The organism is Pseudomonas sp. Irchel 3H9, assembly GCF_900187495.1.
GTDB classification, from domain to species: Bacteria; Pseudomonadota; Gammaproteobacteria; order Pseudomonadales; family Pseudomonadaceae; genus Aquipseudomonas; species Aquipseudomonas sivasensis.
The window spans coordinates 291,320-313,547 of sequence record NZ_FYDK01000004.1 but is presented as its reverse complement, the minus strand read 5'-3'; the positions used below and the strand labels follow the sequence as shown (position 1 = coordinate 313,547).

Here is a 22,228-nt window from a genome sequence, read left to right as displayed (position 1 = left end):
TCAGAGCGCGTCGCTGGGTAACGGGTGAGTGGCAAACCAGGCTTGCGCCTCCAGGTCCAGGACGGCGATACCCTGGAAATTCATGACGCGCAGTCCGCGCTCATCGCCTCGGTGGTACAGCGAACGGAAGATCCGCCCGGGCCACAGCCGCCGTCGCAACAGGCCGCTGACTCGTCGGGTATGCCCGAACGGCGCGACCCAGTCGTTGATCCACAGGCGGTCGCCGCTGTCCCAGTCCGCGGCAGGCAGGCAGACGGCTGGTTCGCGCAGGTAGCGCGCCTCGGCCTCGGCACTGAGGTTGAGCCACGACAGGAAAAACACCGGGCGCCCCGCTTCGCTGATCAGGATGAACTGACGACGCTTGATCGCCGGCAGCAACAGGGTCGACAGGCTGTGCAATGGCGCATCGCGATGCGCCGCCGAGTGCATCCACAACCACACCGCCGAACCCAACACCTGGGCTTCGTCGATGGGACTGTCGGGCCCCGTGGGCGCGAGCACTTCGAGGGTGTCATCCGACATGCTGGCCTCCTTCAAAATGACCAGTTGGCGCTGAAGCCACTGGTCACGTCGGCGGTCTGGAAACCCTTGGGTTTTTCCAGAGGTTTGCCGGTGTAGATGTCATAGGAAAACTGCTTGTAGCCGCCGCGCAGGCCTACCACCGCACCGGCCAGCCGGCGACCCAGCAAGTACTCGGTGGAATGCCCGCCAACCTGGCCGTAATCCACGCCCAGATAGAGCTCCTGACCGGTGTTGCCCAGGCTCAGGCCGAGGTCGTTGCTGAAGGTCCAGCCGCGTTCCGCCGACAGAATCTGCTCGCCATCAAAGCCGCGCACGGTGTAGCGCCCACCGATTGAAAAGCGGTCCTGGGGAATCAGCGGCGTGCGGTTCCATTGCCCGCGCCAGCCGCCGATGTAACGCAGCTTCTGCTGGCCGACGCTGAACGGCACTTGCAATTGCGCGTTGGCGGTAATGATCTGCGAGCGCGACGTGCCTTCGCCGTTTTCTTCCTCGGGCGCGCGCAAGGCATCGCGCGCACCGGTGCCACGGCGATAGCCGACGCCAAGGTCGAGGGTATTCGCACCGATAAATTCACGGTGATTGATCCCGGCCTGCCAACCGGCCATGCGCCGGCGCTGAAATTCGATTTCGGTGTCTTCGATGTAGTTGCTGGAGGTACGGCTCCAGCCACCGAGGGACACGGTGGTCTTGCGCACTGCGTCGCGATAGATCACGCGCGACAGCTGCACCTCATTGGTCCGGCTGCGGCCGCTGTAGGAATACGCCTGGTTCACCCCGGCGATCGTCTGGTGGTAGTCGTATTCGCTGGAGGTCAGGCTCAACTGCCAATAGTCGTAGGGCACCGAGTAGTGAATGGTGTGGCCCTTGGACCCACGGTCGCCGCTTTCGCCGCCGCCGAGGTCGTGGTTGAAGCTGATGTAGAACAGGTCGTTGAGGGTCGCCAGGTTATCCAGCGACAGCGCGACGTTGCCCTGGTACTTGCCGGTCTGCTTGCTGCCGGAGTCGTCCACCGACAGGCTGACCCGCACGGGCACGGCCTGCTTCCAGGCGATCACCACATCGCTTTCACCTGGCTGCGCATCGGCGCCTTCGGCGGGGGTGATCTGTACGTCGGCTTCGGCGGTGGGCACGCGCTTGAAGTTTTCCAGCGCCTGTTCGATGTCGCGCAGGTTCAGCACATCGCCATCGGACGCGGGCATCGCATTCCAATAGTTGGCGCGGGCCGAGGTGCCGGCGGCAAAACGGATGTGTTTGATCCGGCCGGGCACCACCACCAGCGACAGGGTGCCCTGATTCAAGTCCTGGGCCTGGGCCAGCACGCGGGTGGTAATAAAACCTTTGGCGATGATCGCATTCTGGATGCGCTTCATGGTCAGGTTGATCCCGCGCGCGCCAACACAACGCCCTTGCACTGGATCATCGGACGGGTTGGCGGCACGCAGGGCCCACTGGAAATCCTCGGCCTGGTCGCCACTGAGCACCACACGGTCGATCTTGAAGCACGGCGTTTCATCACGCGGCAGGCGCAGGCTGGCTTCGGTGTCTTGGGGCGCTTGCAGGCGAACGTCGGGCGACGGTTCCAGCTGCTCGCGTTGTGCACGCTCGCGCTGTTGCTGCTGGATCAATTGCTGGGCTGGCGCTTGCGGCTCGGCCGCAAACGCAGCCGCGCTGGCTAGCAAACCAACTGCAGTACAGGTGGAAACGCACGACTGCAGCAAAACTGATGGTTTTGTTCTAGATACAGCGACGAGAGACATTTCGCATCCTTGTGAGTGAAACTTCCTACATGCGCAGGCTTTGTCACCACAACGACACAAAAGTGCCCCAGCAAAACATGGCACTGTGACTTGATTCGCAAAAGCGGCCACTGCAGGCCGCCATGACTGTCACATTGCAACGCTCTAACTCAAGGGTTATAGCGGTTTTTCAGGTGTAAAAATTAATCCTCAGTTTTTGTGCAATTTGCTCATCAATTGCGCCTCAGCCTGAGTCAAACCGCAGGATTGGGTCAGTTCATCCACCGTCGCACCCATGCCCACCAGCTTCGCTGCCTGGGCAAACGACAGGCTCGCAGGGTCGCGCTGCTCAATCTGCGCCAGCTTGTCCGGCAACGGCGCGAGGATGGCGCGCAGTTCATGCACCTCATCCCCGACCCTCACCGCACTTTGCTGGAAGTGATCAACCCGCTTGACCAGCTCCAGAATGCGCCGGTCGCGCAGCGCATCGCGCTCGGCCTGTTGCATGGCCAATTCTCGCTGCTGGCGCACATAGCGCAGCATAAACGCCAGCGTCCCGGCCCACAGCAGGGCCAGGACAATCACTGCTGCTTCAAGGAACAATCAGATGTTCTCCAGATCCGACCACTCTTCTTCGCTCATCATCTTGTCCAGCTCAACCAGAATCAGCAGTTCGTTGTTCTTGTTGCACACGCCCTGAATGAACTTGGCTGATTCCTCGTTACCCACGTTCGGCGCGGTTTCCACTTCCGATTGGCGCAGGTAAACCACTTCGGCCACGCTGTCGACCATGATCCCGACCACTTGCTTGTCGGCTTCGATGATGACGATACGGGTGTTGTCGCTGACTTCGACGGTATCCAGGCCAAAACGCTGGCGGGTGTCGATCACCGTCACCACGTTGCCGCGCAGGTTGATGATGCCCAGCACGTAGCTCGGCGCACCTGGAACCGGGGCGATCTCGGTGTAGCGCAGCACTTCCTGCACGCGCATCACGTTAATGCCGTAGGTTTCGTTGTCCAGTTTGAAGGTAACCCATTGCAGGATCGGATCATCCAAACCTTGTGCAGATGCTGACTTATTCATACCCATGACCCCTTCAAATGCCGTTACGAACGGCGTGTGTGCTTCGTCGACCGCACTCGCGTGCGGCCCTTATTGTTCAATCAACTGCGTATGTTCACGGGCATCGACTTGACGGCACCGCTGGCGATCAACTCGGCCAGTTCGGCGACGTCGAGCAACGCGCACATGTGTTCGATTACGGTGCCCGCCAGCCAAGGCCGCTGGCCCCGGTGGCTGCGCCATTTGATTTCGTTAGGGTCCAGGCGCAACGAGCGGCTGACTTGATGCACCGCCAGCCCCCACTCGTAACCCTGCACCGAGATCACGTATTGCAGGCCTTGGCGGAAGTCGTCGCGGTAGCGATCGGGCATCACCCAGCGCGCGGTGTCCAGCACCTTGAGATTACCGGCCTGGCTCGGCAGGATTCCGAGGAACCACTCCGGTTGCCCGAACAGCGGCGTCAGTTCCTGGCCGGCCAGGGAGTAGATCGAGCCCAGGCACACCAGCGGCACCGCAAGGGTCAAGCCGGCGACGTCGAACAGCAGGCATTCGAAAGGCTCCGCCGCCCAGGCCGGACGACCATCGCCGCTCACGGGCGGCGGCGTAATATTCGGTGGCAGGTGCACTTCCACCACGGGCTCGACCACCGCCGGCGCGACGGGCATGACCACCGGGACGGCGACCGGCACGATCACCGGCGCGACGTAGGCATCACGCGCCTGCTCTTCCAATACGGCCAACTGGAACTCATCCTGGGTACTGGACGACGGTTCTTCTACAGCAGGTTCCAGGACCAGGATCGGTTCCGGCAATTCTTCTGCAGTGGCTTCCTGCAACAAGGCATCCAGGTAGGATTCCAGTGCCAGTTGCGGCCGGGTCTTGAGTTCGACAGGACGATTCATCACGCCACCTGCGCAACAAGCTGCTGGGACAGCAGGTGCTTGAGCAATGCGCGGTAGGCCAACACACCACGGCTTTTACCGTCGAACTGCGAAGGCGTCAGCCCGGCGCGGCTGGCATCGCGCAGGCGCGTGTCCACCGGGATGTAGCCGTTCCAGATGGTCTGCGGATAGGCGTCACGCAATACGCGCAACGTGCCCAGGGACGCCTGAGTACGGCGATCGAACAAGGTCGGCACAATGCTGTACGGCAGCGCCTGTTTACGCGAGCGGTTGATCATCGCCAGGGTGCTGACCATGCGTTCCAGGCCTTTGACCGCCAGGTGCTCGGTCTGCACCGGGATCACCAACTGCTGGCTGGCCGCCAAGGCATTGACCATGAGCACGCCGAGCAACGGCGGGCTGTCGATGATCGCGTAATCGAAGTCCTGCCACAGTTGCGCCAGGGTCTTGGCGATCACCAGGCCCAGGCCGCTCTGCCCCGGCGACTGGCGCTCAAGGGTGGCCAGCGCGGTGCTGGACGGCAGCAGGGAAATGCTCTCGTTACTGGTCGGCAACAGCAGTTGGCCGGGCAAGTCGCTCGGCACGCTGCCCTTGTGCAGGAACAGGTCATAGTTGCTGTGCTCCAGCGCGTCCGGGTCGTAACCGAAATAGCTGGTCATCGAGCCGTGGGGGTCGAGGTCGACCACGACCACACGCTTGCCCGCCTCGGCCAGCAAGCCGGCTAAAGCGATGGAGGTGGTGGTCTTGCCGACTCCACCTTTTTGATTGGCAACTGCCCAGACTCTCATTCGGATGGTTCCTCCCGGTGGGCACGTGCGCGACCGAGACATTGCATAGGTTATTGAGCCGGTGACGGAGAATTGACGGCACTCTGCCGAACCGGCGGCTTTGCAGGGGCCGGTGCAGTTTGTGTGCCAGCGCGCCTCAAGGCCGCATCCGGTGTTGCATTGGCGGTGCCGGTGCCGGTCAGGCTACGGCGCACATCCAGGTTGCGTGAGACGACCAACACCACCCGACGGTTGCGCGCGCGGCCTTCCAGGGTGGCGTTATTGGCCACCGGCTGGAACTCGCCATACCCCACCGACGCCAGGCGCCCGGGGTTCACACCCTGCATCGCGAGCATGCGCACGATGCTGGCGGCACGGGCCGAGGACAGCTCCCAGTTGGTCGGGTACTGCGCGGTGCTGATCGGCACATTGTCGGTAAAACCTTCGACGTGGACCGGGTTTTCAAACGGTTTGAGGATCGCCGCCACCTTGTCGATGATGGTGAACGCCTGGTCGCTGGGCAACGCATCGGCACTGGCGAACAGCAGGCTGGAATTGAGCTCGATCTCCACCCACAACTCATTGCCGCGCACGGTCATCTGGTTGGAGCTGATCAGGTCGCCAAACGCGGCACTGATGTCATCGGCGATGCTTTTCAGCGGGTCGCTGGTGCCGCCCACGCCGGCCGCGGTTTCGTCACTGTCGTTGACCAACGGCTTGGCCGGGGTCACGCTCTTGGGCCGCTCTTCGCCAATGGGGATCGGCTTGAGCGAACGGTCGGCGTCGTTGAACACGCCGATCAGCGCCTGGGAAATGACTTTGTACTTGCCTTCGTTGATCGACGAGATGGAGTACATCACCACGAAAAATGCGAACAGCAAGGTGATGAAGTCCGCATAGGACACCAGCCACCGCTCGTGGTTGACGTGTTCCTCAGGCTCGCGACGGCGACGGCTCATTGGCATTACTCCCCATCAATCCATGAAGCCCTGAAGCTTCAATTCGATGGAGCGCGGGTTCTCGCCCTCGGCAATCGAGAGAATGCCTTCGAGCAGCATCTCGCGGTAACGGGACTGGCGCATGGCAATCGATTTGAGCTTGCTCGCTACCGGCAACAGCACCAGGTTGGCACTGGCCACACCATAGATAGTCGCGACGAACGCCACGGCGATGCCGCTGCCCAATTGCGAAGGGTCGGCCAGGTTGCCCATCACGTGGATCAGGCCCATGACTGCACCGATGATGCCGATGGTCGGCGCGTAGCCGCCCATGCTTTCAAACACTTTGGCGGCGTTGATGTCGCGGCTTTCCTGGGTGTAGAAATCCACTTCCAGGATGCTGCGGATCGCTTCCGGCTCGGCACCGTCGACCAACAACTGCAGGCCTTTACGCGAGTAGCTGTCGGGCTCGGCATCGGCTACGCCTTCCAGGCCCAGCAGGCCTTCCTTGCGTGCGGTGAGGCTCCAGTTGACCACCCGGTCGATGCCACCGGCCAAGTCGACACGTGGCGGGAAGATGATCCAGATCACGATCTGCATCGCACGCTTGAACGAGCTCATCGGTGACTGCAACAACGCAGCGCCCACGGTGCCGCCAATCACGATCAGCGCCGCCGGGCCGTTGGCCAGGGCGCCGAGGTGGCCGCCTTCGAGGTAGTTGCCGCCGATAATGGCGACAAACGCCATGATGATGCCGATCAGGCTCAATACATCCATCAGAGGCAGGCCTCCACCAGATGCTTGCCGATGTCGTCCAGGCTGTAAACGGCGTCGGCCAGGTCAGCCTTGACGATGGCCATGGGCATGCCATAGATCACGCAACTGGCTTCGTCCTGGGCCCAGATCGCACTGCCGCCCTGCTTGAGCAGGCGCGCGCCTTCACGACCGTCGGCGCCCATGCCGGTGAGCACCACCGCCAGAACTTTGTCACCGTAGGACTTGGCCGCCGAACCGAAGGTAATGTCCACGCACGGCTTGTAGTTGAGGCGCTCGTCACCCGGAAGGATTTTGATCGCGCCACGGCCATCGACCATCATCTGCTTGCCGCCTGGGGCCAGCAACGCCAGGCCAGGGCGCAGGATGTCGCCATCCTCGGCTTCCTTGACGCTGATGCGGCATAACTTGTCCAGACGCTCGGCAAACGCTTTGGTGAACGCCGCTGGCATGTGCTGGATCAACACGATCGGCGCCGGGAAGTTGGCCGGCAATTGGGTCAATACGCGCTGCAAGGCCACCGGGCCACCGGTGGAAGTCCCAATGGCAACCAGCTTGTAAGCCTTGCGCTTGGGCGCTGGCGAATGGGCATGCGCGGCAGCCGGTGCTGACGTGCGTACCGGCGGCGGCGCAGGCCGGGTAACCGGGGCAGGCGCCGGGCGACTGAACGAGGAACTGGTGGGCGCAGACGGCGCAGCTACCGGCGCCGGGGCGGGTGCTGGGGCGCTGAACAGGCTGCGACGGTTACTGCGGGAAATACTGTGGACTTTCTCGCACAGCAGTTGCTTGACCTTATCGGGGTTGCGCGAGATGTCTTCGAAATTCTTCGGCAGGAAGTCCACCGCACCGGCATCCAGCGCGTCGAGGGTCACTCGGGCACCTTCATGGGTCAGCGAGGAGAACATCAATACCGGGGTCGGGCAGCGTTGCATGATGTGCCGAACTGCCGTGATGCCATCCATCATCGGCATCTCGTAGTCCATGGTGATCACGTCCGGCTTTAGCGCAATGGCTTGATCAATCGCCTCTTTACCGTTGGTGGCCGTACCGACCACCTGGATGCTTGGATCGGCGGAAAGAATTTCCGAGACGCGGCGGCGGAAGAAACCCGAATCGTCCACCACCAGGACCTTGACTGCCATAAACACTCCGTTAGGCGGGGCGGGCATTACCGCCCTGCCCCGCCAGAATCAAATACGCCGTGCGGCGTAACGCTTGAGCATGCTCGGAACATCGAGAATCAGCGCGATCCGACCGTCACCGGTAATGGTCGCACCCGACATGCCCGGGGTTCCCTGCAGCATTTTGCCCAAAGGCTTGATGACCACTTCTTCCTGGCCAACCAGTTGATCGACGACAAAGCCGATCCGCTGAGTGCCCACCGAGAGAATCACCACATGGCCTTCGCGCTGCTCCTCATGGGCAGCCGATGCAACCAGCCAGCGCTTGAGGTAGAACAACGGCAGCGCTTTATCACGCACGATCACCACTTCCTGACCGTCCACCACGTTGGTGCGCGACAGGTCGAGGTGGAAGATCTCGTTGACGTTGACCAACGGGAAGGCGAACGCCTGGTTACCCAGCATCACCATCAGGGTCGGCATGATCGCCAAGGTCAACGGCACCTTGATGACGATCTTGGAGCCCTGGCCCTTGGTCGAGTAGATGTTGATCGAGCCATTGAGCTGGCTGATCTTGGTCTTCACCACGTCCATGCCCACGCCACGGCCCGACACGTCGGAAATCTCGGTCTTGGTCGAGAAGCCAGGGGCGAAGATCAGGTTGTAGCACTCGGTGTCGGTCAGGCGGTCGGCGGCGTCCTTGTCCATCACGCCACGCTTGACGGCGATATTGCGCAAGATCGCCGGGTCCATGCCCTTGCCGTCATCGGTGATCGACAGCAGGATGTGGTCGCCCTCTTGCTCCGCCGCCAGAATCACCTTGCCGCCACGGGACTTGCCCGAGGCTTCGCGTTCTTCAGGGGTTTCGACGCCGTGATCGACAGCGTTGCGCACCAAGTGGACCAGCGGGTCGGCCAGGGCCTCGACAAGGTTTTTGTCGAGGTCGGTTTCTTCACCCACCAGTTCCAGGTTGATCTCTTTCTTCAGCTGGCGCGCCAGGTCACGAACCAGGCGCGGGAAGCGGCCGAAGACTTTCTTGATCGGCTGCATCCGGGTTTTCATCACCGCGGTTTGCAGGTCAGCCGTCACCACGTCGAGGTTCGATACGGCCTTCTGCATGGCTTCATCGCCACTGCTCAAGCCCAGGCGCACCAGGCGGTTACGCACCAGTACCAGCTCGCCGACCATGTTCATGATGTCGTCCAGACGCGCGGTATCAACCCGCACGGTGGTTTCGGCTTCACTGGCGGGTTTTTCCGCCGGTGGTGGCGCAGCCGCACGCGCAGGAGCTGGAGCCGGGGCTGCGGGCTTGGCCGCTGCCACAGGCGCAGCCGCTTTAGCAGCAGCCGGTGCTGCCGTGGCGACTGCAGCCGCTGGGGCGACTTCGCTGAACTTGCCCTTGCCGTGCAAATCATCCAGCAGCGCTTCGAATTCGTGATCAGAGATCAACCCATCGTCCGCAGGCTTGGCACTGGCAGCCGCCGCCGCAGCAGCAGCAGGCGCTGCCGCCACTTCCGGCAGGGCGTCGACCGCAAACGTGCCTTTGCCGTGCAACTGGTCAAGCAAGGCTTCGAATTCGTCATCGGTGATGTCGGTGCTGGCCGGGGCCGCAGGCGCTTCGGCAGCCGCGACAGGCGCCACCGCATCGGCGGCGAACTGGCCTTTACCGTGCAACTGGTCGAGCAGGGATTCGAACTCGGCGTCGGTGATGTCTTCACTGGTCGGTGCCGCTGCCGGGGCAACGGCGGCCGGTGCTTCAGCTTCGGCCTTGACGGCACTGAGGGAGTTGAGCAGTTGTTCGAACTCGTTGTCCGTCACATCCGCTTCAGGCTCCGCCACCGGCTCAGGCGCGGCCTCAACCACCGGCGCTGCCGTGGTGTCGGCTGGCTCTGCATAGCGCGCCAGGGCGGCCAGCAGTTCCGGGGTGGCCGCCGTGATCGGGGCGCGTTCGCGAACTTCGCTGAACATGCCGTTGACCGCATCCAGTGCTTCGAGAATCACGTCCATCAATTCCGAATCAACGTGACGCTCACCCTTGCGCAGGATGTCGAACACGTTCTCGGCGATGTGGCAGCACTCCACCAGCTCATGGAGCTGGAGGAAGCCGGCGCCCCCTTTTACAGTATGAAAACCGCGAAAAATTGCATTGAGCAGGTTCGCATCATCCGGTCGGCTTTCCAGCTCGACCAGTTGTTCGGACAGTTGCTCTAAAATTTCGCCGGCCTCTACAAGGAAATCCTGAAGGATCTCTTCATCGGCGCCGAAGCTCATGTGGGTGCTCCTTAGAAGCCTAAACTGGATAACAGGTCATCTACGTCATCCTGACCTGACACAACGTCTTCACGTTTATCGGCATGAATCTGCGGACCTTCACCCTTGGCGAGATGTTTTTGTGGATCTTTTTCAGAGAGGATCGCTTCGCGGTCATGTTCGATGCCGGCAAAACGGTCTACCTGGCCAGCCATGAGCACCAATTTGAGCAAATTGCTTTCCACTTCGGTAACCAACTGGGTTACACGTTTGATCACCTGACCGGTGAGGTCCTGGTAATCCTGGGCCAGCAGAATGTCATTGAGGTTGCTGGAAACCGTGCGGTTTTCCTGTTCGCTGCGCGACAGGAAACCGTCGACCCGACGGGCCAATTCACGAAACTCTTCAGCCCCGACTTCGCGACGCATGAAGCGGCCCCAGTCAACGCTGAGGGCCTGGGCTTCATTGGCCATGCCGTTGACCAGAGGCGTGGCATTTTCCACCAGGTCCATGGTGCGGTTAGCCGCGGCCTCGGTCAGCCTGACCACATAGGACAGGCGTTCGGTGGCATCAGTGATCTGCGAGATTTCTTCGGCCTGGGGCATGTGCGGGTCAATCTGAAAATTGACGATCGCACTGTGCAGCTCGCGTGTGAGCTTGCCCACTTCCTGGTACAGGCCGCGGTCACGGGTCTGGTTGAGCTCATGGATCAACTGCACCGCGTCGCCGAAGTGGCCTTTTTCAAGGCTGTCGACCAACTGGTGAGCATGCTTTTTCAGGGTCGACTCAAAGTCTCCCTGTGACGTTTCTTTATGCTCCATAGCTCCCCCGCGATGGCATTAGCCGTGGATGCGTTCAAAGATCTTTTCGATCTTCTCTTTCAAGGCCTGTGCAGTGAATGGCTTGACTACGTAACCGTTGACCCCGGCCTGGGCGGCTTCGATGATCTGTTCACGCTTGGCTTCGGCGGTCACCATCAACACGGGAAGGCTGCGCAGTTTTTCGTCGGCACGCACGTGGCGCAACAAGTCGATACCGGTCATGCCCGGCATGTTCCAGTCTGTTACCAGAAAGTCGATGCTCCCGCTGTTGAGGATCGGAATCGCCGTAAGGCCGTCATCCGCCTCGACCGTGTTTGTGAACCCAAGGTCACGCAACAGGTTTTTTATGATCCGCCGCATCGTTGAGAAGTCATCAACGATGAGGATTTTCATGTTCTTGTCCAATTCGACCTCCAAGCAGTCTTAAACGCGCCCAGCACCTGGACGCGCCATTTCAATCAACAGGCATTACACAAAAAGGACTGCCGGGGGCACCACGGATCGAACCCACGAAGGCCTATCACCTTCGCGGTATCGCTTTGCAATGCTCCCCACACTGCCTGTCAGCGCGCTCGCCACTCTCCCAAACGCCCCCGCAAGCGGGCTGCGCATTGGCTGTGCAACTGGCTGACACGCGATTCGCTGACCCCCAGGACCTCACCGATTTCCTTGAGGTTCAGCTCTTCGTCGTAATACAGCGCCAACACTAACCGCTCGCGCTCGGGCAAGTTGGCAATGGCGTCCGCCAATGCACCCTGGAAGCGTTCATCTTCCAGGTCGCGTGACGGTTCCATATGCGCGCTCGCGCCGTCCTCGTGCAGCCCTTCGTGTTCGCCGTCCTGCAACAGGTCGTCGAAACTGAACAGGCGGCTGCCCAAGGTATCGTTCAAAATCCCGTAATAATCGTCGAGACTCAATTGGAGTTCGGCCGCAACTTCATGATCTTTAGCGTCGCGACCGGTTTTTGCTTCAATTGCACGAATTGCGTCGCTGACCATGCGCGTATTTCGGTGCACCGAACGCGGCGCCCAATCACCTTTACGCACCTCATCAAGCATCGCGCCACGGATACGGATACCCGCATACGTCTCGAAACTCGCGCCTTTGCTGGCATCGTATTTGGTCGACACTTCGAGCAAGCCGATCATGCCGGCCTGGATCAGGTCCTCGACCTGCACGCTGGCGGGCAGGCGAGCCAGCAAGTGATAGGCGATACGCTTGACCAGCGGCGCATAGCGCTCAATCAACTCACCCTGACTGTCACGGGCAGATTTCTTGTAGGCGTTGTAGCCATTCGCTGTCATAGCACCGGTCCTGCGCTCGTCTGATGTACCAATCGCTCGACGAAAAACTCCAGATGCCCACGAGGGTTGGCGGGCAACGGCCAGGTATCGACCTTCTGGGCAATAGCCTTGAACGCCAATGCGCATTTGGAACGAGGGAACGCTTCGTAGACTGCACGCTGCTTTTGCACAGCCTTGCGCACGCACTCGTCGTAGGGAACTGCGCCGACGTATTGTAAGGCGACATCGAGGAAGCGATCCGTGACCTTGGTCAACTTGGCGAACAGATTGCGCCCTTCCTGCGGACTCTGGGCCATGTTGGCCAGGACGCGGAAGCGGTTCATGCCGTAGTCACGGTTAAGCAGTTTGATCAGGGCGTAGGCGTCGGTGATCGAGGTGGGTTCATCGCAGACCACCAGCAGGACTTCCTGCGCGGCGCGCACGAAGCTGACCACGGACTCGCCGATCCCGGCGGCGGTGTCGATCACCAGCACGTCGAGGTTGTCGCCGATATCACTGAATGCCTGGATCAGGCCGGCATGCTGCGCCGGGCTCAGGTGCACCATGCTCTGGGTACCGGAGGCAGCCGGCACGATGCGGATCCCGCCAGGGCCCTGGAGCAGCACGTCGCGCAGCTCACAGCGCCCCTCGATCACATCGGCAAGGGTGTGTTTGGGCGTCAGTCCCAGCAGAACGTCGACGTTCGCCAGCCCCAGGTCAGCATCCAGCAGCATGACGCGACGGCCAAGCTCTGCCAGGGCCAGGGACAAATTCACTGACACGTTAGTCTTTCCGACGCCACCTTTGCCGCCGGTCACCGCGATCACCTGTACGGGATGCATGCTGCCCATTTTATTTCTTTACCTTGTCTTGCTTAGACGCAGGCTACATGGCTTGGCCGCGTGAATCGCTTGCAGACCATCAATGTAGGTACATTTCACGGTGTTCATCCTGACTTCAACCGACCCGTTTTGCCGGGTTGTGGTAGAGGTCGGCGAACATATCGGCCATCGCTTCCTCGCTAGGCTCTTCTTGCATTTGCACGCTGACGGCACGGCTGACCAACTGATGACGGCGCGGCAGATGAAGATCATCCGGGATCCGCGGCCCGTCGGTCAGGTAGGCAACCGGTAATTCATGACTGATAGCCAGGCTCAACACCTCACCCAGGCTGGCGGTTTCATCCAGTTTCGTGAGAATGCAACCGGCCAGGCCACAGCGTTTGTAGCTATGGTACGCAGCGGTAAGAACCTGTTTTTGGCTGGTGGTTGCAAGCACCAGGTAATTTTTCGACTTGATGCCACGCCCGGCCAGGGTTTCCAGTTGCATGCGCAACGCCGGGTCGCTGGCTTGCAAGCCGGCGGTGTCGATCAGCACCACGCGCTTGCGCAGCAGCGGATCGAGGGCGTTGGCCAGGGACTGGCCCGGGTCGACGTGGGTCACCGGTACATTGAGGATGCGGCCCAACGTCTTGAGCTGCTCCTGGGCGCCGATCCGGTAGCTGTCCATGCTCACCAGCGCGATATTATTCGCGCCGTACTTGAGCACATAACGCGCTGCCAGCTTGGCGAGGGTGGTGGTCTTGCCCATGCCGGCAGGTCCGACCATGGCGATCACACCGCCCTCTTCCAGGGGTTCGATTTCCGGGGTAGCGATCATCCGCGCCAGGTGGGCCAGCAACATGCGCCAGGCCTGGCGTGGTTCTTCGATTTCGGTGGTCAGGGCCAGCAGGTCGCGGGACAACGGGCCGGACAAGCCAATGCGTTGCAGGCGACGCCACAGGTTGGCCTGTTGCGGTTTGCTGCCTTGCAGCTGCGTCCAGGCCAGCGAGCCGAGCTGCACTTCCAGCAGTTCGCGCAGGCCGTTGAGCTCAAAGCGCATCGAGTCGAACACACGCTGGTCAACTGCGGCGGCCGGGGCTGGCGCGGCAGGACGCGGCGGCTCGACGAAGGTCGGCTCAACCAGTGGTTCGGCAGCGGTCAGCGGCAGCCCGGCGAACAACTGGCGATTGGTGGTGGTATCGCTGTCGCCACGCATGCTCAGCTCAGCCTGAGCCGAGACGATGCGCGAAGCGGTCTTGCGCAGCTCGTCTTCGAGCTCCATGTTCGGTACACGCGGCGCCAGCGCCGAGGGGGTGTAATCCAGGGCAGCCGTCAGCTCGACACCGCCGGCAATACGACGGTTACCGATAATCGCGGCGTCGGCGCCCAGCTCATCACGGACCAGTTTCATGGCCTGACGCATATCGGCGGCGAAAAAACGCTTAACTTGCATAACCCACTACCCTCAGCCGTTGGGCCCTACTGTCGCGACGATAGTCACTTGCTTGTTGTCAGGAATTTCCTGATAAGCCAAAACGTGCAAATTCGGTACTGCCAAGCGTCCAAACCGCGACAACATCGCGCGGACCGGACCTGCCACCAGCAGAATCACCGGTTGGCCCTGCATTTCCTGACGCTGTGCGGCGTCGATCAACGAACGCTGCAGCTTTTCAGCCATGCTTGGCTCCAGCAGAACGCCCTCTTCCTGGCCTTGTCCTGCCTTCTGAATACTATTGAGCAATATTTGTTCCAACCTTGGTTCCAAGGTGATGACAGGCAGCTCAGAGTCAAGCCCTACAATGCTTTGCACGATTGCACGGGACAATCCGACACGCACCGCAGCCACCAGCGCGGCGGTATCTTGACTCTTGGCGGCGTTGTTGGCGATGGCCTCGGCAATGCTGCGAATGTCGCGTACCGGTACCTGTTCGGCCAGCAGCGCCTGCAGCACCTTGAGCAATTGCGACAGCGACAGCACGCCGGGCACCAGCTCTTCCGCCAGTTTTGGCGAAGCTTTGCCCAGCAAGCCCATCAATTGCTGGACTTCTTCGTGGCCGATGAGCTCGTGAGAGTGCTTGTACAGAATCTGGTTGAGGTGGGTCGCGACCACCGTGCTGGCGTCCACCACGGTATAGCCCAGTGACTGCGCCTGGCTGCGCTGGCTGATTTCGATCCACACCGCCTCCAGGCCGAAAGCCGGATCTTTGGCGGTAATGCCGTTGAGGCTGCCGAACACCTGGCCTGGGTTGATCGCCAACTCGCGATCCGGATAGATCTCGGCTTCAGCCAGGATCACCCCCATCAGGGTCAGGCGGTAGGCGCTCGGAGCCAGGTCGAGGTTGTCGCGGATGTGCACGGTGGGCATCAGGAAGCCCAGGTCCTGCGAGAGCTTCTTACGCACGCCCTTGATCCGCGCGAGCAATTGGCCGCCTTGGTTGCGGTCCACCAGCGGGATCAGGCGATAGCCAACTTCCAGGCCGATCATGTCGATGGGGGTCACGTCGTCCCAGCCCAACTCCTTGGTTTCCTGGGCGCGGGCTGGCGATGGCAGCAGTTCTTGTTGACGCGCAACTTCTTGCAGGGCCTGGACCTTGACCGCGTTTTGCTTCTTCCAGAACAGGTAGGCACCACCGCCCGCCATGGCCGCCATGCTCAGGAACGACACATGGGGCATGCCCGGGACGATACCCATGATCGCCATGATGCCCGCCGCCACGGCCAACGCCTTGGGCGATGCAAACATCTGCCGGCTGATCTGCTTGCCCATGTCTTCGGAGCCCGACGCACGGGTCACCATGATGGCTGCAGCTGTAGATAACAACAGTGATGGCAATTGCGCCACTAAACCGTCACCGATGGTCAGCAAGGCGTACACCTTGCCCGCATCGCCGAAGGTCATGCCGTGCTGAAAGATACCGACGGCCATGCCGCCGATCAGGTTGATGAACAGAATCAACAGGCCAGCGATGGCGTCACCGCGCACGAATTTGCTGGCACCGTCCATGGAGCCGTAGAACTCGGCTTCCTGGGCCACTTCCAGGCGGCGGGTCTTGGCTTGATTCTGGTCGATCAGACCGGCGTTGAGGTCGGCGTCGATGGCCATTTGTTTGCCGGGCATGGCGTCGAGGGTAAAGCGTGCGCTCACCTCGGAAATCCGCCCGGCGCCCTTGGTAACCACCACGAAGTTAATGATCATCAGGATCGCGAACACCACGATACCGACCACGTAGTTACCGCCGATCACCACCTCACCGAAGGCCTGGATCACCTTACCGGCGGCCGCGTGGCCGTCCTGGCCGTGGAGCATGACCACGCGGGTGGACGCCACGTTGAGCGCCAGCCGCAGCAGGGTCGCCACCAGCAGGATCGTCGGGAATACCGCAAAGTCCAGCGGCCGCAGGGCGTAAACGCACACCAACAGGACCACGACCGACAACGCAATGTTGAAGGTGAAGAACACGTCCAGCAGGAACGGCGGCATCGGCAACATCATCATTGCCAGCATCACCAGCAACAACAACGGCACACCCAGATTGCCCCGCGAGAGGTCAGTCAGGGTCGTACGGGCCGTGCCGAGCATTTGAGAGCGATCCACCACCGGTATTCCTCGTTTCCTTGAAGCAAACTTTTGACGCCGGAAGGCGTCCTGGAGGCGGTATTGCAAGAAGCCTTCCAACTTTTGCTTTAAAAAACGCGGATTGCTCCCAAGCACGCTGGAGCACTATCAAGCCGGGCAATTCAACTGACGATTTGCACTTCGGTAGCCTGATCACCCTTTTGACCTTTTTCTACTCTGAACTCCACTTTCTGCCCCTCCTCAAGGGTTTTATAGCCCTCGCCCTTGATCGCCGAATAGTGGACGAAGAGATCTCCCCCACCATCCTGACTGATAAAGCCATAGCCTTTTTCCCCGTTAAACCACTTCACAGTACCTGTCGACATTGCCGCTCTCCTGACCTCGCTCAGCACACCACACGAGACTCACTGGATAATCTTGATATGGGACGCGAATACGCCCTCAGGGCGGTGGATCCTCGTAAATTGCACCCTTAGGCCCTCTCTGAGCCAAATCCCTGCAGAACTCGTGAGATCCACCAACACGTGTTCGTCGCCGCCATCCATTGCAATCACTCCCTCCCCTGTTTTGCGGTCGTATTCCTCGACCGTCCCTTTAACCACTTCCATTGCAACACCCTCTGCCTCACGCACAGCAATGTGCGTGGAAAACCCAGTGTTATGGAACCGCGATAAAGGGACGGCAGCTACTGTCAAAGTTGACAGGTAGACGACCGACAACGACGAGTGCTAGGGGGAAGGATGGAGCCGGGAGGGAGATTTCGGGGCAGGTGACAATCAGGAATCGCGGCGCAATTCCGGCGGGATCGGCAGATCCTTGAGCGGGTCCGGACGCTTGCCCTTGCCCGCGCGGTATTGGCGGATCTGATAGACATACGCCAACACCTGAGCCACGGCCAGGTAAAGCCCGGCGGGGATTTCCTGATCGAGATCGGTGGAGTAGAAGATCGACCGCGCCAGTTCCGGCGATTCGAGCAACAGGATGTCGTGGGCCACGGCGATTTCGCGGATTTTCAGCGCAGTAAAGTCGCTGCCCTTGGCCAGCAGCATCGGTGCGCCGCCCTTCTCCGGGTCGTACTTGAGGGCCACGGCGTAGTGGGTCGGGTTGGTGATGACCACGTCGGCGTCGGGCACCGACGCCATCATCTTGCGCTGGGACATTTCCCGCTGCAGCTGGCGGATGCGTTGCTTGACCTCGGGCCGCCCTTCCTGATCCTTGTGTTCGTCGCGCACTTCCTGCTTGGTCATCAGCAGTTTCTTGTGGCTTTCCCACAGCTGGATCGGCGCATCCACTGCCGCAATGATGATCAGCCCGGCGGCCATCCATAGCGCGCTCCAGCCGACCACCTGCACGCTGTGGATGATCGCCGACTCCAGCGGCTCGTGGGCGATACGCAGCAGGTCGTCGATGTCGGACGACAACACCATCAGCGCCACAAACAGAATCAGGATGAACTTGGCCAGGGCCTTGAGCAGCTCCACCAAGGCCTTGGCGGAGAACATGCGCTTGAGCCCGGCTCCGGGGTTCATGCGGCTGAACTTGGGCGCCATGCTGCTCGCGGCGAACAGCCAGCCGCCGAGGGCTACCGGACCGATCAGCGCGGCCAGCAACAAGGTAATCAGGATGGGCTGCACCGCCAGGATCGCGATCTTGCCCGAGTGCAACAGGTATTGCCCCATCGCATCCGGGTTGAGCAACACCTCACGAGGCAAGGTGAAGTTGTGCTTCATCAGCTCCAACAAGTCGAGCGCCAAACCACCGCCGTAGATCAGCAAGGCGCCGGCACCGGCCATCATGGTCGCAACGGTATTGAGCTCTTTGGAGCGCGCAATCTCGCCCTTTTCCCTGGAGTCCTTTTTACGTTTCTCCGTGGGGTCTTCTGTTTTGTCCTGACCACTCTCGCTCTCGGCCATGGCTCAGCGCGCCCGTGCCAGATCACGTAAGAACTGCAAGGCGTCGGTCGCCAGCGGTTGATACTGATTGAGAATGTCGGCCAGGCCGATCCAGAAAATCCCCATGCCCAACACCAGGGTCAACGGGAAACCAATCGAAAAGATGTTCAACTGCGGTGCCGCACGGGTCATCACGCCAAACGCGATGTTGACCACCAACAATGCGGTAATCGCCGGCAGTACCAGCAACAGAGAAGCCCCCAGCACCCAACCGAGGCGCCCGACCGTTTCCCAGAAGTGATTGACCACCAACCCCGACCCCACCGGCAAGGTGGTGAAGCTTTCGGTCAGCACCTCGAACGCCACCAGATGCCCGTTCATCGCCAGGAACAGCAAGGTCACCAGCATCGTCAGGAATTGCCCGATCACCGCCGCGGACACACCGTTAGTGGGGTCGACCATGGAGGCGAAGCCCATGCCCATCTGGATCGAGATGATTTGCCCGGCAATCACAAACGCCTGGAAGAACAGTTGCAGGGAAAACCCCAACATGGCACCGATCAGGACTTGTTCGGCGATCAGCATAAGGGCACTCAGGTCCAGGGCATTCACCGACGGCATGGGCGGCAAGCCCGGCACCAGCACCACCGTGATCGCCACCGCCAAATACAGGCGCACCCGGCGTGGCACCAGGGTCGTGCCGAACACCGGCATGGCCATCAACATGGCCGTCACGCGGAACAACGGCAGGATGAACGACGCCACCCACGTGCTGATCTGGGTGTCGGTCAATGCCAGCAGGGAACTCACCCGATCAGCCGATCAACTGCGGAATACTGCCGTACAGCTGCAGGATGTATTCCATAAAGGTTTGCACCAGCCACGGGCCGGCGACGATCAGGGTGATCAGCATCACCAGCAGGCGCGGCAGGAAGCTCAAGGTCTGTTCGTTGATCTGGGTGGCAGCCTGGAACATCGCCACCAGCAGGCCCACCAACAGGCTCGGCACCACCAGCACGGCAACCATCATGGTGGTCAGCCACAGCGCTTCTCGGAACAGGTCGACGGCTACTTCTGGCGTCATTGCGCTATACCCCGCCGAAACTGCCGGCCAGGGTGCCGATAATCAGCGCCCAACCGTCTACCAGCACAAACAGCATGATCTTGAACGGCAACGAGATGATCAGTGGTGACAGCATCATCATACCCATGGCCATCAGCACGCTCGCCACCACCAGGTCGATGATCAGGAACGGGATAAAGATCATGAAGCCGATCTGGAACGCGGTCTTCAACTCGGAAGTCACAAAGGCCGGTACGAGAATGGTCAACGGCGCCTGGTCCGGGGTCGCGATGTCGGTACGCTTGGACAGGCGCATGAACAGCTCAAGGTCACTGGAGCGGGTCTGCGACAGCATGAAATCCTTGATGGGGACCTGTGCCCGGTCAATCGCCACCTGGGCGGTGATGGTTTCCGCCAGATAGGGCTGCAGGGCTTGCTGGTTCACCTTATCGAACACCGGCGCCATGATGAACATGGTCAGAAACAACGCCATGCCGGTGAGGATCTGGTTCGACGGCGTCTGTTGAAGGCCCAGGGCCTGACGCAGGATCGAGAACACTATGATGATCCGCGTGAAGCTGGTCATCAGCATCACAAACGCCGGGATAAAGCTCAGCGCGGTCATGATCAGCAGGATCTGCAGGCTGACCGAATACTCCTGGGCCCCGGCCGCGTTGGTACCCAGCGTAATCGCCGGGATCGACAACGGGTCGGCGGCAAACGCCAACGGCGCCGCCAGCCACAGCATGAGCGTCAATAACACGCGCATTACTTCTTATCCTTCTGATCCTTGCCCAGCAGTTCCATCAGGCGCTGAGCGAATTCGGGCGTGGCGGGCTTGGACTGATCCACGTTCACCGGGGTCTTGAGCACATGCAACGGGGTGATGCGGCCAGGAGTGAGGCCCAGCAGGATCTGCTCTTCACCCACTTGCACCAGCACCAGCCGATCACGCGGGCCGAGGGCGCGGGAGCCGATCATCTCGATCACCTGCGCGTTACCCGGACCCACCTGCTGTACGCGGCGCAACAGCCAGGCCAACACGAAGATCAGGCCAACCACCAGCAACAGCCCCAGCACCAGTTGGGTCAACTGGCCACCGAGGCCGCTGCCGACCGGCGCCGCCGCGGCGGCCGCCTGGGCCACGGGCTCTGCGGCCCAAGCGCCCAATGGCAGCGCGACCAACAGTCCCACCATCAGCCGCTTCATATCAGCGCAACTTCTTGATGCGTTCGCTTGGGCTGATCACGTCCGTCAGGCGGATGCCGAACTTTTCGTTGACCACCACCACTTCACCGTGGGCAATCAGGGTGCCGTTGACCAGCACGTCCAAGGGCTCACCCGCCAGGCGATCCAGCTCGATCACCGAGCCCTGGTTGAGTTGCAGCAGGTTGCGGATGTTGATGTCGGTGCTGCCCACTTCCATGGAAATCGACACCGGGATGTCGAGGATCACGTCCAGGTTCGGCCCATCGAGGGTCACCGGGTCGTTGTTCTTCGGCACGCTGCCAAACTCTTCCATCTGTAGGCGGTTACCTGCGGGGGCAGTGGCGGCATCGGCGGCCAGCAGGGCGTCGATATCGTCCTGGCCAACATCGCCGGTTTCTTCCAGGGCCGCAGCCCATTCGTCAGCCAGAGCCTGGTCTTCGGCGGAAGTGTTTTCGTGTTCGGTAGCCATTACATGTCCTCGGCGGAGCAAACATTCATAAATAGGGGATGCATCAGCGACGGTTGATCGGCTCAACCACTTGCAGCGCCAGGTTGCCCTTATGGGAACCCAGCTTGACCTTGAACGACGGCACGCCGTTGGCGCGCATGATCATTTCTTCCGGCAATTCGACCGGGATGATGTCTCCCGGCTGCATGTGCAAAATATCCCGCAGGCGCAATTGGCGACGGGCTACGGTGGCGCTCAGCGGCACGTCGACGTCCAGCAAGTCTTCGCGCAAGGCCTTGACCCAACGCTCGTCCTGGTCGTCCAGGTCGGACTGGAAACCGGCATCAAGCATCTCGCGCACCGGCTCGATCATCGAGTACGGCATAGTCACGTGCAGGTCGCCGCCGCCGCCATCGAGTTCGATGTGGAAAGTGGACACCACAATCGCTTCGCTCGGGCCGACGATGTTGGCCATGGCCGGGTTCACTTCCGAGTTGATGTACTCGAAATTGACTTCCATGATCGCCTGCCAGGCTTCCTTCAAATCGATGAAGGCCTGCTCCAGCACCATGCGCACGACGCGCAATTCGGTGGGGGTGAATTCACGGCCTTCGATCTTGGCGTGACGACCGTCACCGCCGAAGAAGTTGTCCACCAGCTTGAACACCAGTTTGGCGTCGAGGATGAACAGCGCGGTGCCGCGCAACGGCTTGATCTTGACGAGGTTAAGGCTGGTGGGAACGTACAGCGAATGCACGTACTCACCGAACTTCATCACCTGCACGCCGCCCACCGCCACGTCCGCCGAGCGGCGCAGCATGTTGAACATGCTGATCCGGGTGTAGCGAGCGAAGCGTTCGTTGATCATCTCCAGCGTCGGCATGCGTCCACGGACGATGCGATCCTGGCTGGTCAGGTCATAACTTTTGACGCTGCCGGGCTCGGCAGCCATTTCGGTCTGTACCAGACCGTCGTCGACGCCATGCAACAGCGCGTCGATTTCATCCTGGGACAGCAGGTCTTGCACGGCCATGTCGTG

24 protein-coding genes are annotated in these 22,228 nt (G+C 60.9%); all 24 read right to left on the bottom strand.

Translation table 11 applies throughout. The annotated features are described in order from the left end of the window. Positions 1-522 carry a toxin-activating lysine-acyltransferase gene (locus CKW32_RS16690; protein ID WP_032887925.1) on the bottom strand — a complete coding sequence of 174 codons (522 nt, stop codon included), beginning with the start codon at positions 520-522 and terminating at the stop codon, positions 1-3. Positions 523-533: 11 nt separating this feature from the next. Beyond that, positions 534-2,201 (bottom strand): ShlB/FhaC/HecB family hemolysin secretion/activation protein, encoded by a 1,668-nt coding sequence (locus CKW32_RS16685; protein ID WP_032887923.1) that lies wholly within the window; start codon positions 2,199-2,201, stop codon positions 534-536. Positions 2,202-2,468: 267 nt separating this feature from the next. Continuing rightward, a complete protein-coding gene (locus tag CKW32_RS16680; RefSeq protein ID WP_032887921.1) occupies positions 2,469-2,861 on the bottom strand; it encodes a DUF2802 domain-containing protein in 393 nt (130 codons plus the stop codon). After that, the gene (locus CKW32_RS16675; protein WP_032887919.1) at positions 2,862-3,344 is read right to left on the bottom strand and encodes a chemotaxis protein CheW; all 483 of its coding nucleotides are present in this window, start codon (positions 3,342-3,344) and stop codon (positions 2,862-2,864) included. It lies immediately after the preceding gene. 80 nt (positions 3,345-3,424) lie between these two features. Then, positions 3,425-4,225, bottom strand: coding sequence for a CheW domain-containing protein (locus tag CKW32_RS16670; protein ID WP_095185438.1), 801 nt, complete (start codon positions 4,223-4,225; stop codon positions 3,425-3,427). Next, a complete protein-coding gene (locus CKW32_RS16665) occupies positions 4,225-5,013 on the bottom strand; it encodes a ParA family protein (protein WP_032887915.1) in 789 nt (262 codons plus the stop codon). Before CKW32_RS16665 ends, CKW32_RS16670 begins: the two co-directional genes overlap by 1 nt. Before the next feature lie 50 nt (positions 5,014-5,063). Next, positions 5,064-5,951 (bottom strand): flagellar motor protein MotD, encoded by an 888-nt coding sequence (gene motD, locus CKW32_RS16660; protein ID WP_032887913.1) that lies wholly within the window; start codon positions 5,949-5,951, stop codon positions 5,064-5,066. A 15-nt stretch (positions 5,952-5,966) separates the two neighbouring features. Next, positions 5,967-6,707, bottom strand: a complete 741-nt coding sequence (locus CKW32_RS16655) for a flagellar motor protein (protein ID WP_032887912.1) — start codon at positions 6,705-6,707, stop codon at positions 5,967-5,969. Beyond that, positions 6,707-7,846: a chemotaxis response regulator protein-glutamate methylesterase gene (locus tag CKW32_RS16650; RefSeq protein ID WP_032887910.1), complete on the bottom strand. Its 1,140-nt coding sequence runs from the start codon at positions 7,844-7,846 to the stop codon at positions 6,707-6,709. Before CKW32_RS16650 ends, CKW32_RS16655 begins: the two co-directional genes overlap by 1 nt. A gap of 48 nt (positions 7,847-7,894) precedes the next feature. Beyond that, positions 7,895-10,096 carry a chemotaxis protein CheA gene (locus CKW32_RS16645; protein WP_095185437.1) on the bottom strand — a complete coding sequence of 734 codons (2,202 nt, stop codon included), beginning with the start codon at positions 10,094-10,096 and terminating at the stop codon, positions 7,895-7,897. A gap of 11 nt (positions 10,097-10,107) precedes the next feature. Beyond that, on the bottom strand, positions 10,108-10,896 hold the full coding sequence (locus CKW32_RS16640) for a protein phosphatase CheZ (RefSeq protein WP_032887907.1): 789 nt from the start codon (positions 10,894-10,896) through the stop codon (positions 10,108-10,110). Positions 10,897-10,914: 18 nt separating this feature from the next. Next, the gene (locus tag CKW32_RS16635) at positions 10,915-11,289 is read right to left on the bottom strand and encodes a chemotaxis response regulator CheY (RefSeq protein ID WP_160385018.1); all 375 of its coding nucleotides are present in this window, start codon (positions 11,287-11,289) and stop codon (positions 10,915-10,917) included. A gap of 170 nt (positions 11,290-11,459) precedes the next feature. Further along, positions 11,460-12,200 carry an RNA polymerase sigma factor FliA gene (gene fliA, locus CKW32_RS16630; protein WP_015885174.1) on the bottom strand — a complete coding sequence of 247 codons (741 nt, stop codon included), beginning with the start codon at positions 12,198-12,200 and terminating at the stop codon, positions 11,460-11,462. After that, positions 12,197-13,030: a flagellar synthesis regulator FleN gene (gene fleN, locus CKW32_RS16625; protein ID WP_003192912.1), complete on the bottom strand. Its 834-nt coding sequence runs from the start codon at positions 13,028-13,030 to the stop codon at positions 12,197-12,199. Before fleN ends, fliA begins: the two co-directional genes overlap by 4 nt. Before the next feature lie 106 nt (positions 13,031-13,136). Further along, on the bottom strand, positions 13,137-14,453 hold the full coding sequence (gene flhF / locus CKW32_RS16620) for a flagellar biosynthesis protein FlhF (RefSeq protein WP_032887905.1): 1,317 nt from the start codon (positions 14,451-14,453) through the stop codon (positions 13,137-13,139). 12 nt (positions 14,454-14,465) lie between these two features. Next, complete coding sequence (flhA, locus tag CKW32_RS16615) at positions 14,466-16,580, bottom strand: flagellar biosynthesis protein FlhA (protein ID WP_185160066.1); 2,115 nt, start codon at positions 16,578-16,580, stop codon at positions 14,466-14,468. Between the two features lie 158 nt (positions 16,581-16,738). Then, complete coding sequence (locus CKW32_RS16610; RefSeq protein ID WP_095185436.1) at positions 16,739-16,942, bottom strand: cold-shock protein; 204 nt, start codon at positions 16,940-16,942, stop codon at positions 16,739-16,741. 411 nt (positions 16,943-17,353) lie between these two features. Then, a complete protein-coding gene (gene flhB / locus CKW32_RS16600; protein ID WP_095185434.1) occupies positions 17,354-18,490 on the bottom strand; it encodes a flagellar biosynthesis protein FlhB in 1,137 nt (378 codons plus the stop codon). 3 nt (positions 18,491-18,493) lie between these two features. Next, on the bottom strand, positions 18,494-19,279 hold the full coding sequence (fliR, locus tag CKW32_RS16595) for a flagellar biosynthetic protein FliR (protein ID WP_095185433.1): 786 nt from the start codon (positions 19,277-19,279) through the stop codon (positions 18,494-18,496). A gap of 4 nt (positions 19,280-19,283) precedes the next feature. Beyond that, a complete protein-coding gene (gene fliQ, locus CKW32_RS16590; protein WP_003214552.1) occupies positions 19,284-19,553 on the bottom strand; it encodes a flagellar biosynthesis protein FliQ in 270 nt (89 codons plus the stop codon). A gap of 4 nt (positions 19,554-19,557) precedes the next feature. After that, positions 19,558-20,301, bottom strand: coding sequence for a flagellar type III secretion system pore protein FliP (gene fliP, locus CKW32_RS16585; protein ID WP_032887897.1), 744 nt, complete (start codon positions 20,299-20,301; stop codon positions 19,558-19,560). Beyond that, positions 20,301-20,741, bottom strand: coding sequence for a flagellar biosynthetic protein FliO (gene fliO / locus CKW32_RS16580; RefSeq protein ID WP_032887895.1), 441 nt, complete (start codon positions 20,739-20,741; stop codon positions 20,301-20,303). The genes fliP and fliO overlap by 1 nt, the downstream gene beginning before the upstream one ends. Position 20,742: 1 nt before the next feature. After that, complete coding sequence (gene fliN / locus CKW32_RS16575) at positions 20,743-21,210, bottom strand: flagellar motor switch protein FliN (protein ID WP_032887893.1); 468 nt, start codon at positions 21,208-21,210, stop codon at positions 20,743-20,745. A gap of 43 nt (positions 21,211-21,253) precedes the next feature. Further along, entirely contained in the window at positions 21,254-22,222 is a 969-nt protein-coding gene (gene fliM, locus CKW32_RS16570; protein WP_010208755.1) for a flagellar motor switch protein FliM, read from the bottom strand. Positions 22,223-22,228 lie beyond the last annotated feature (6 nt).

Coding starts and splice junctions, on each gene's coding strand:
- CKW32_RS16690 (WP_032887925.1), bottom strand. CDS start 522: ATGTCGGATGACACCCTCGAAGTGCTCGCGCCCACGGGGCCCGACAGT.
- flhB (WP_095185434.1), bottom strand. CDS start 18,490: ATGGCCGAGAGCGAGAGTGGTCAGGACAAAACAGAAGACCCCACGGAG.
- fliM (WP_010208755.1), bottom strand. CDS start 22,222: ATGGCCGTGCAAGACCTGCTGTCCCAGGATGAAATCGACGCGCTGTTG.
- fliA (WP_015885174.1), bottom strand. CDS start 12,200: ATGACAGCGAATGGCTACAACGCCTACAAGAAATCTGCCCGTGACAGT.
- CKW32_RS16670 (WP_095185438.1), bottom strand. CDS start 4,225: ATGAATCGTCCTGTCGAACTCAAGACCCGGCCGCAACTGGCACTGGAA.
- fliP (WP_032887897.1), bottom strand. CDS start 20,301: ATGCGCGTGTTATTGACGCTCATGCTGTGGCTGGCGGCGCCGTTGGCG.
- CKW32_RS16635 (WP_160385018.1), bottom strand. CDS start 11,289: ATGAAAATCCTCATCGTTGATGACTTCTCAACGATGCGGCGGATCATA.
- fliQ (WP_003214552.1), bottom strand. CDS start 19,553: ATGACGCCAGAAGTAGCCGTCGACCTGTTCCGAGAAGCGCTGTGGCTG.
- flhA (WP_185160066.1), bottom strand. CDS start 16,580: ATGCTCGGCACGGCCCGTACGACCCTGACTGACCTCTCGCGGGGCAAT.
- CKW32_RS16610 (WP_095185436.1), bottom strand. CDS start 16,942: ATGTCGACAGGTACTGTGAAGTGGTTTAACGGGGAAAAAGGCTATGGC.
- CKW32_RS16640 (WP_032887907.1), bottom strand. CDS start 10,896: ATGGAGCATAAAGAAACGTCACAGGGAGACTTTGAGTCGACCCTGAAA.
- CKW32_RS16665 (WP_032887915.1), bottom strand. CDS start 5,013: ATGAGAGTCTGGGCAGTTGCCAATCAAAAAGGTGGAGTCGGCAAGACC.
- CKW32_RS16650 (WP_032887910.1), bottom strand. CDS start 7,846: ATGGCAGTCAAGGTCCTGGTGGTGGACGATTCGGGTTTCTTCCGCCGC.
- motD (WP_032887913.1), bottom strand. CDS start 5,951: ATGAGCCGTCGCCGTCGCGAGCCTGAGGAACACGTCAACCACGAGCGG.
- CKW32_RS16675 (WP_032887919.1), bottom strand. CDS start 3,344: ATGAATAAGTCAGCATCTGCACAAGGTTTGGATGATCCGATCCTGCAA.
- CKW32_RS16655 (WP_032887912.1), bottom strand. CDS start 6,707: ATGGATGTATTGAGCCTGATCGGCATCATCATGGCGTTTGTCGCCATT.
- flhF (WP_032887905.1), bottom strand. CDS start 14,453: ATGCAAGTTAAGCGTTTTTTCGCCGCCGATATGCGTCAGGCCATGAAA.
- fleN (WP_003192912.1), bottom strand. CDS start 13,030: ATGGGCAGCATGCATCCCGTACAGGTGATCGCGGTGACCGGCGGCAAA.
- CKW32_RS16645 (WP_095185437.1), bottom strand. CDS start 10,096: ATGAGCTTCGGCGCCGATGAAGAGATCCTTCAGGATTTCCTTGTAGAG.
- fliO (WP_032887895.1), bottom strand. CDS start 20,741: ATGAAGCGGCTGATGGTGGGACTGTTGGTCGCGCTGCCATTGGGCGCT.
- fliN (WP_032887893.1), bottom strand. CDS start 21,210: ATGGCTACCGAACACGAAAACACTTCCGCCGAAGACCAGGCTCTGGCT.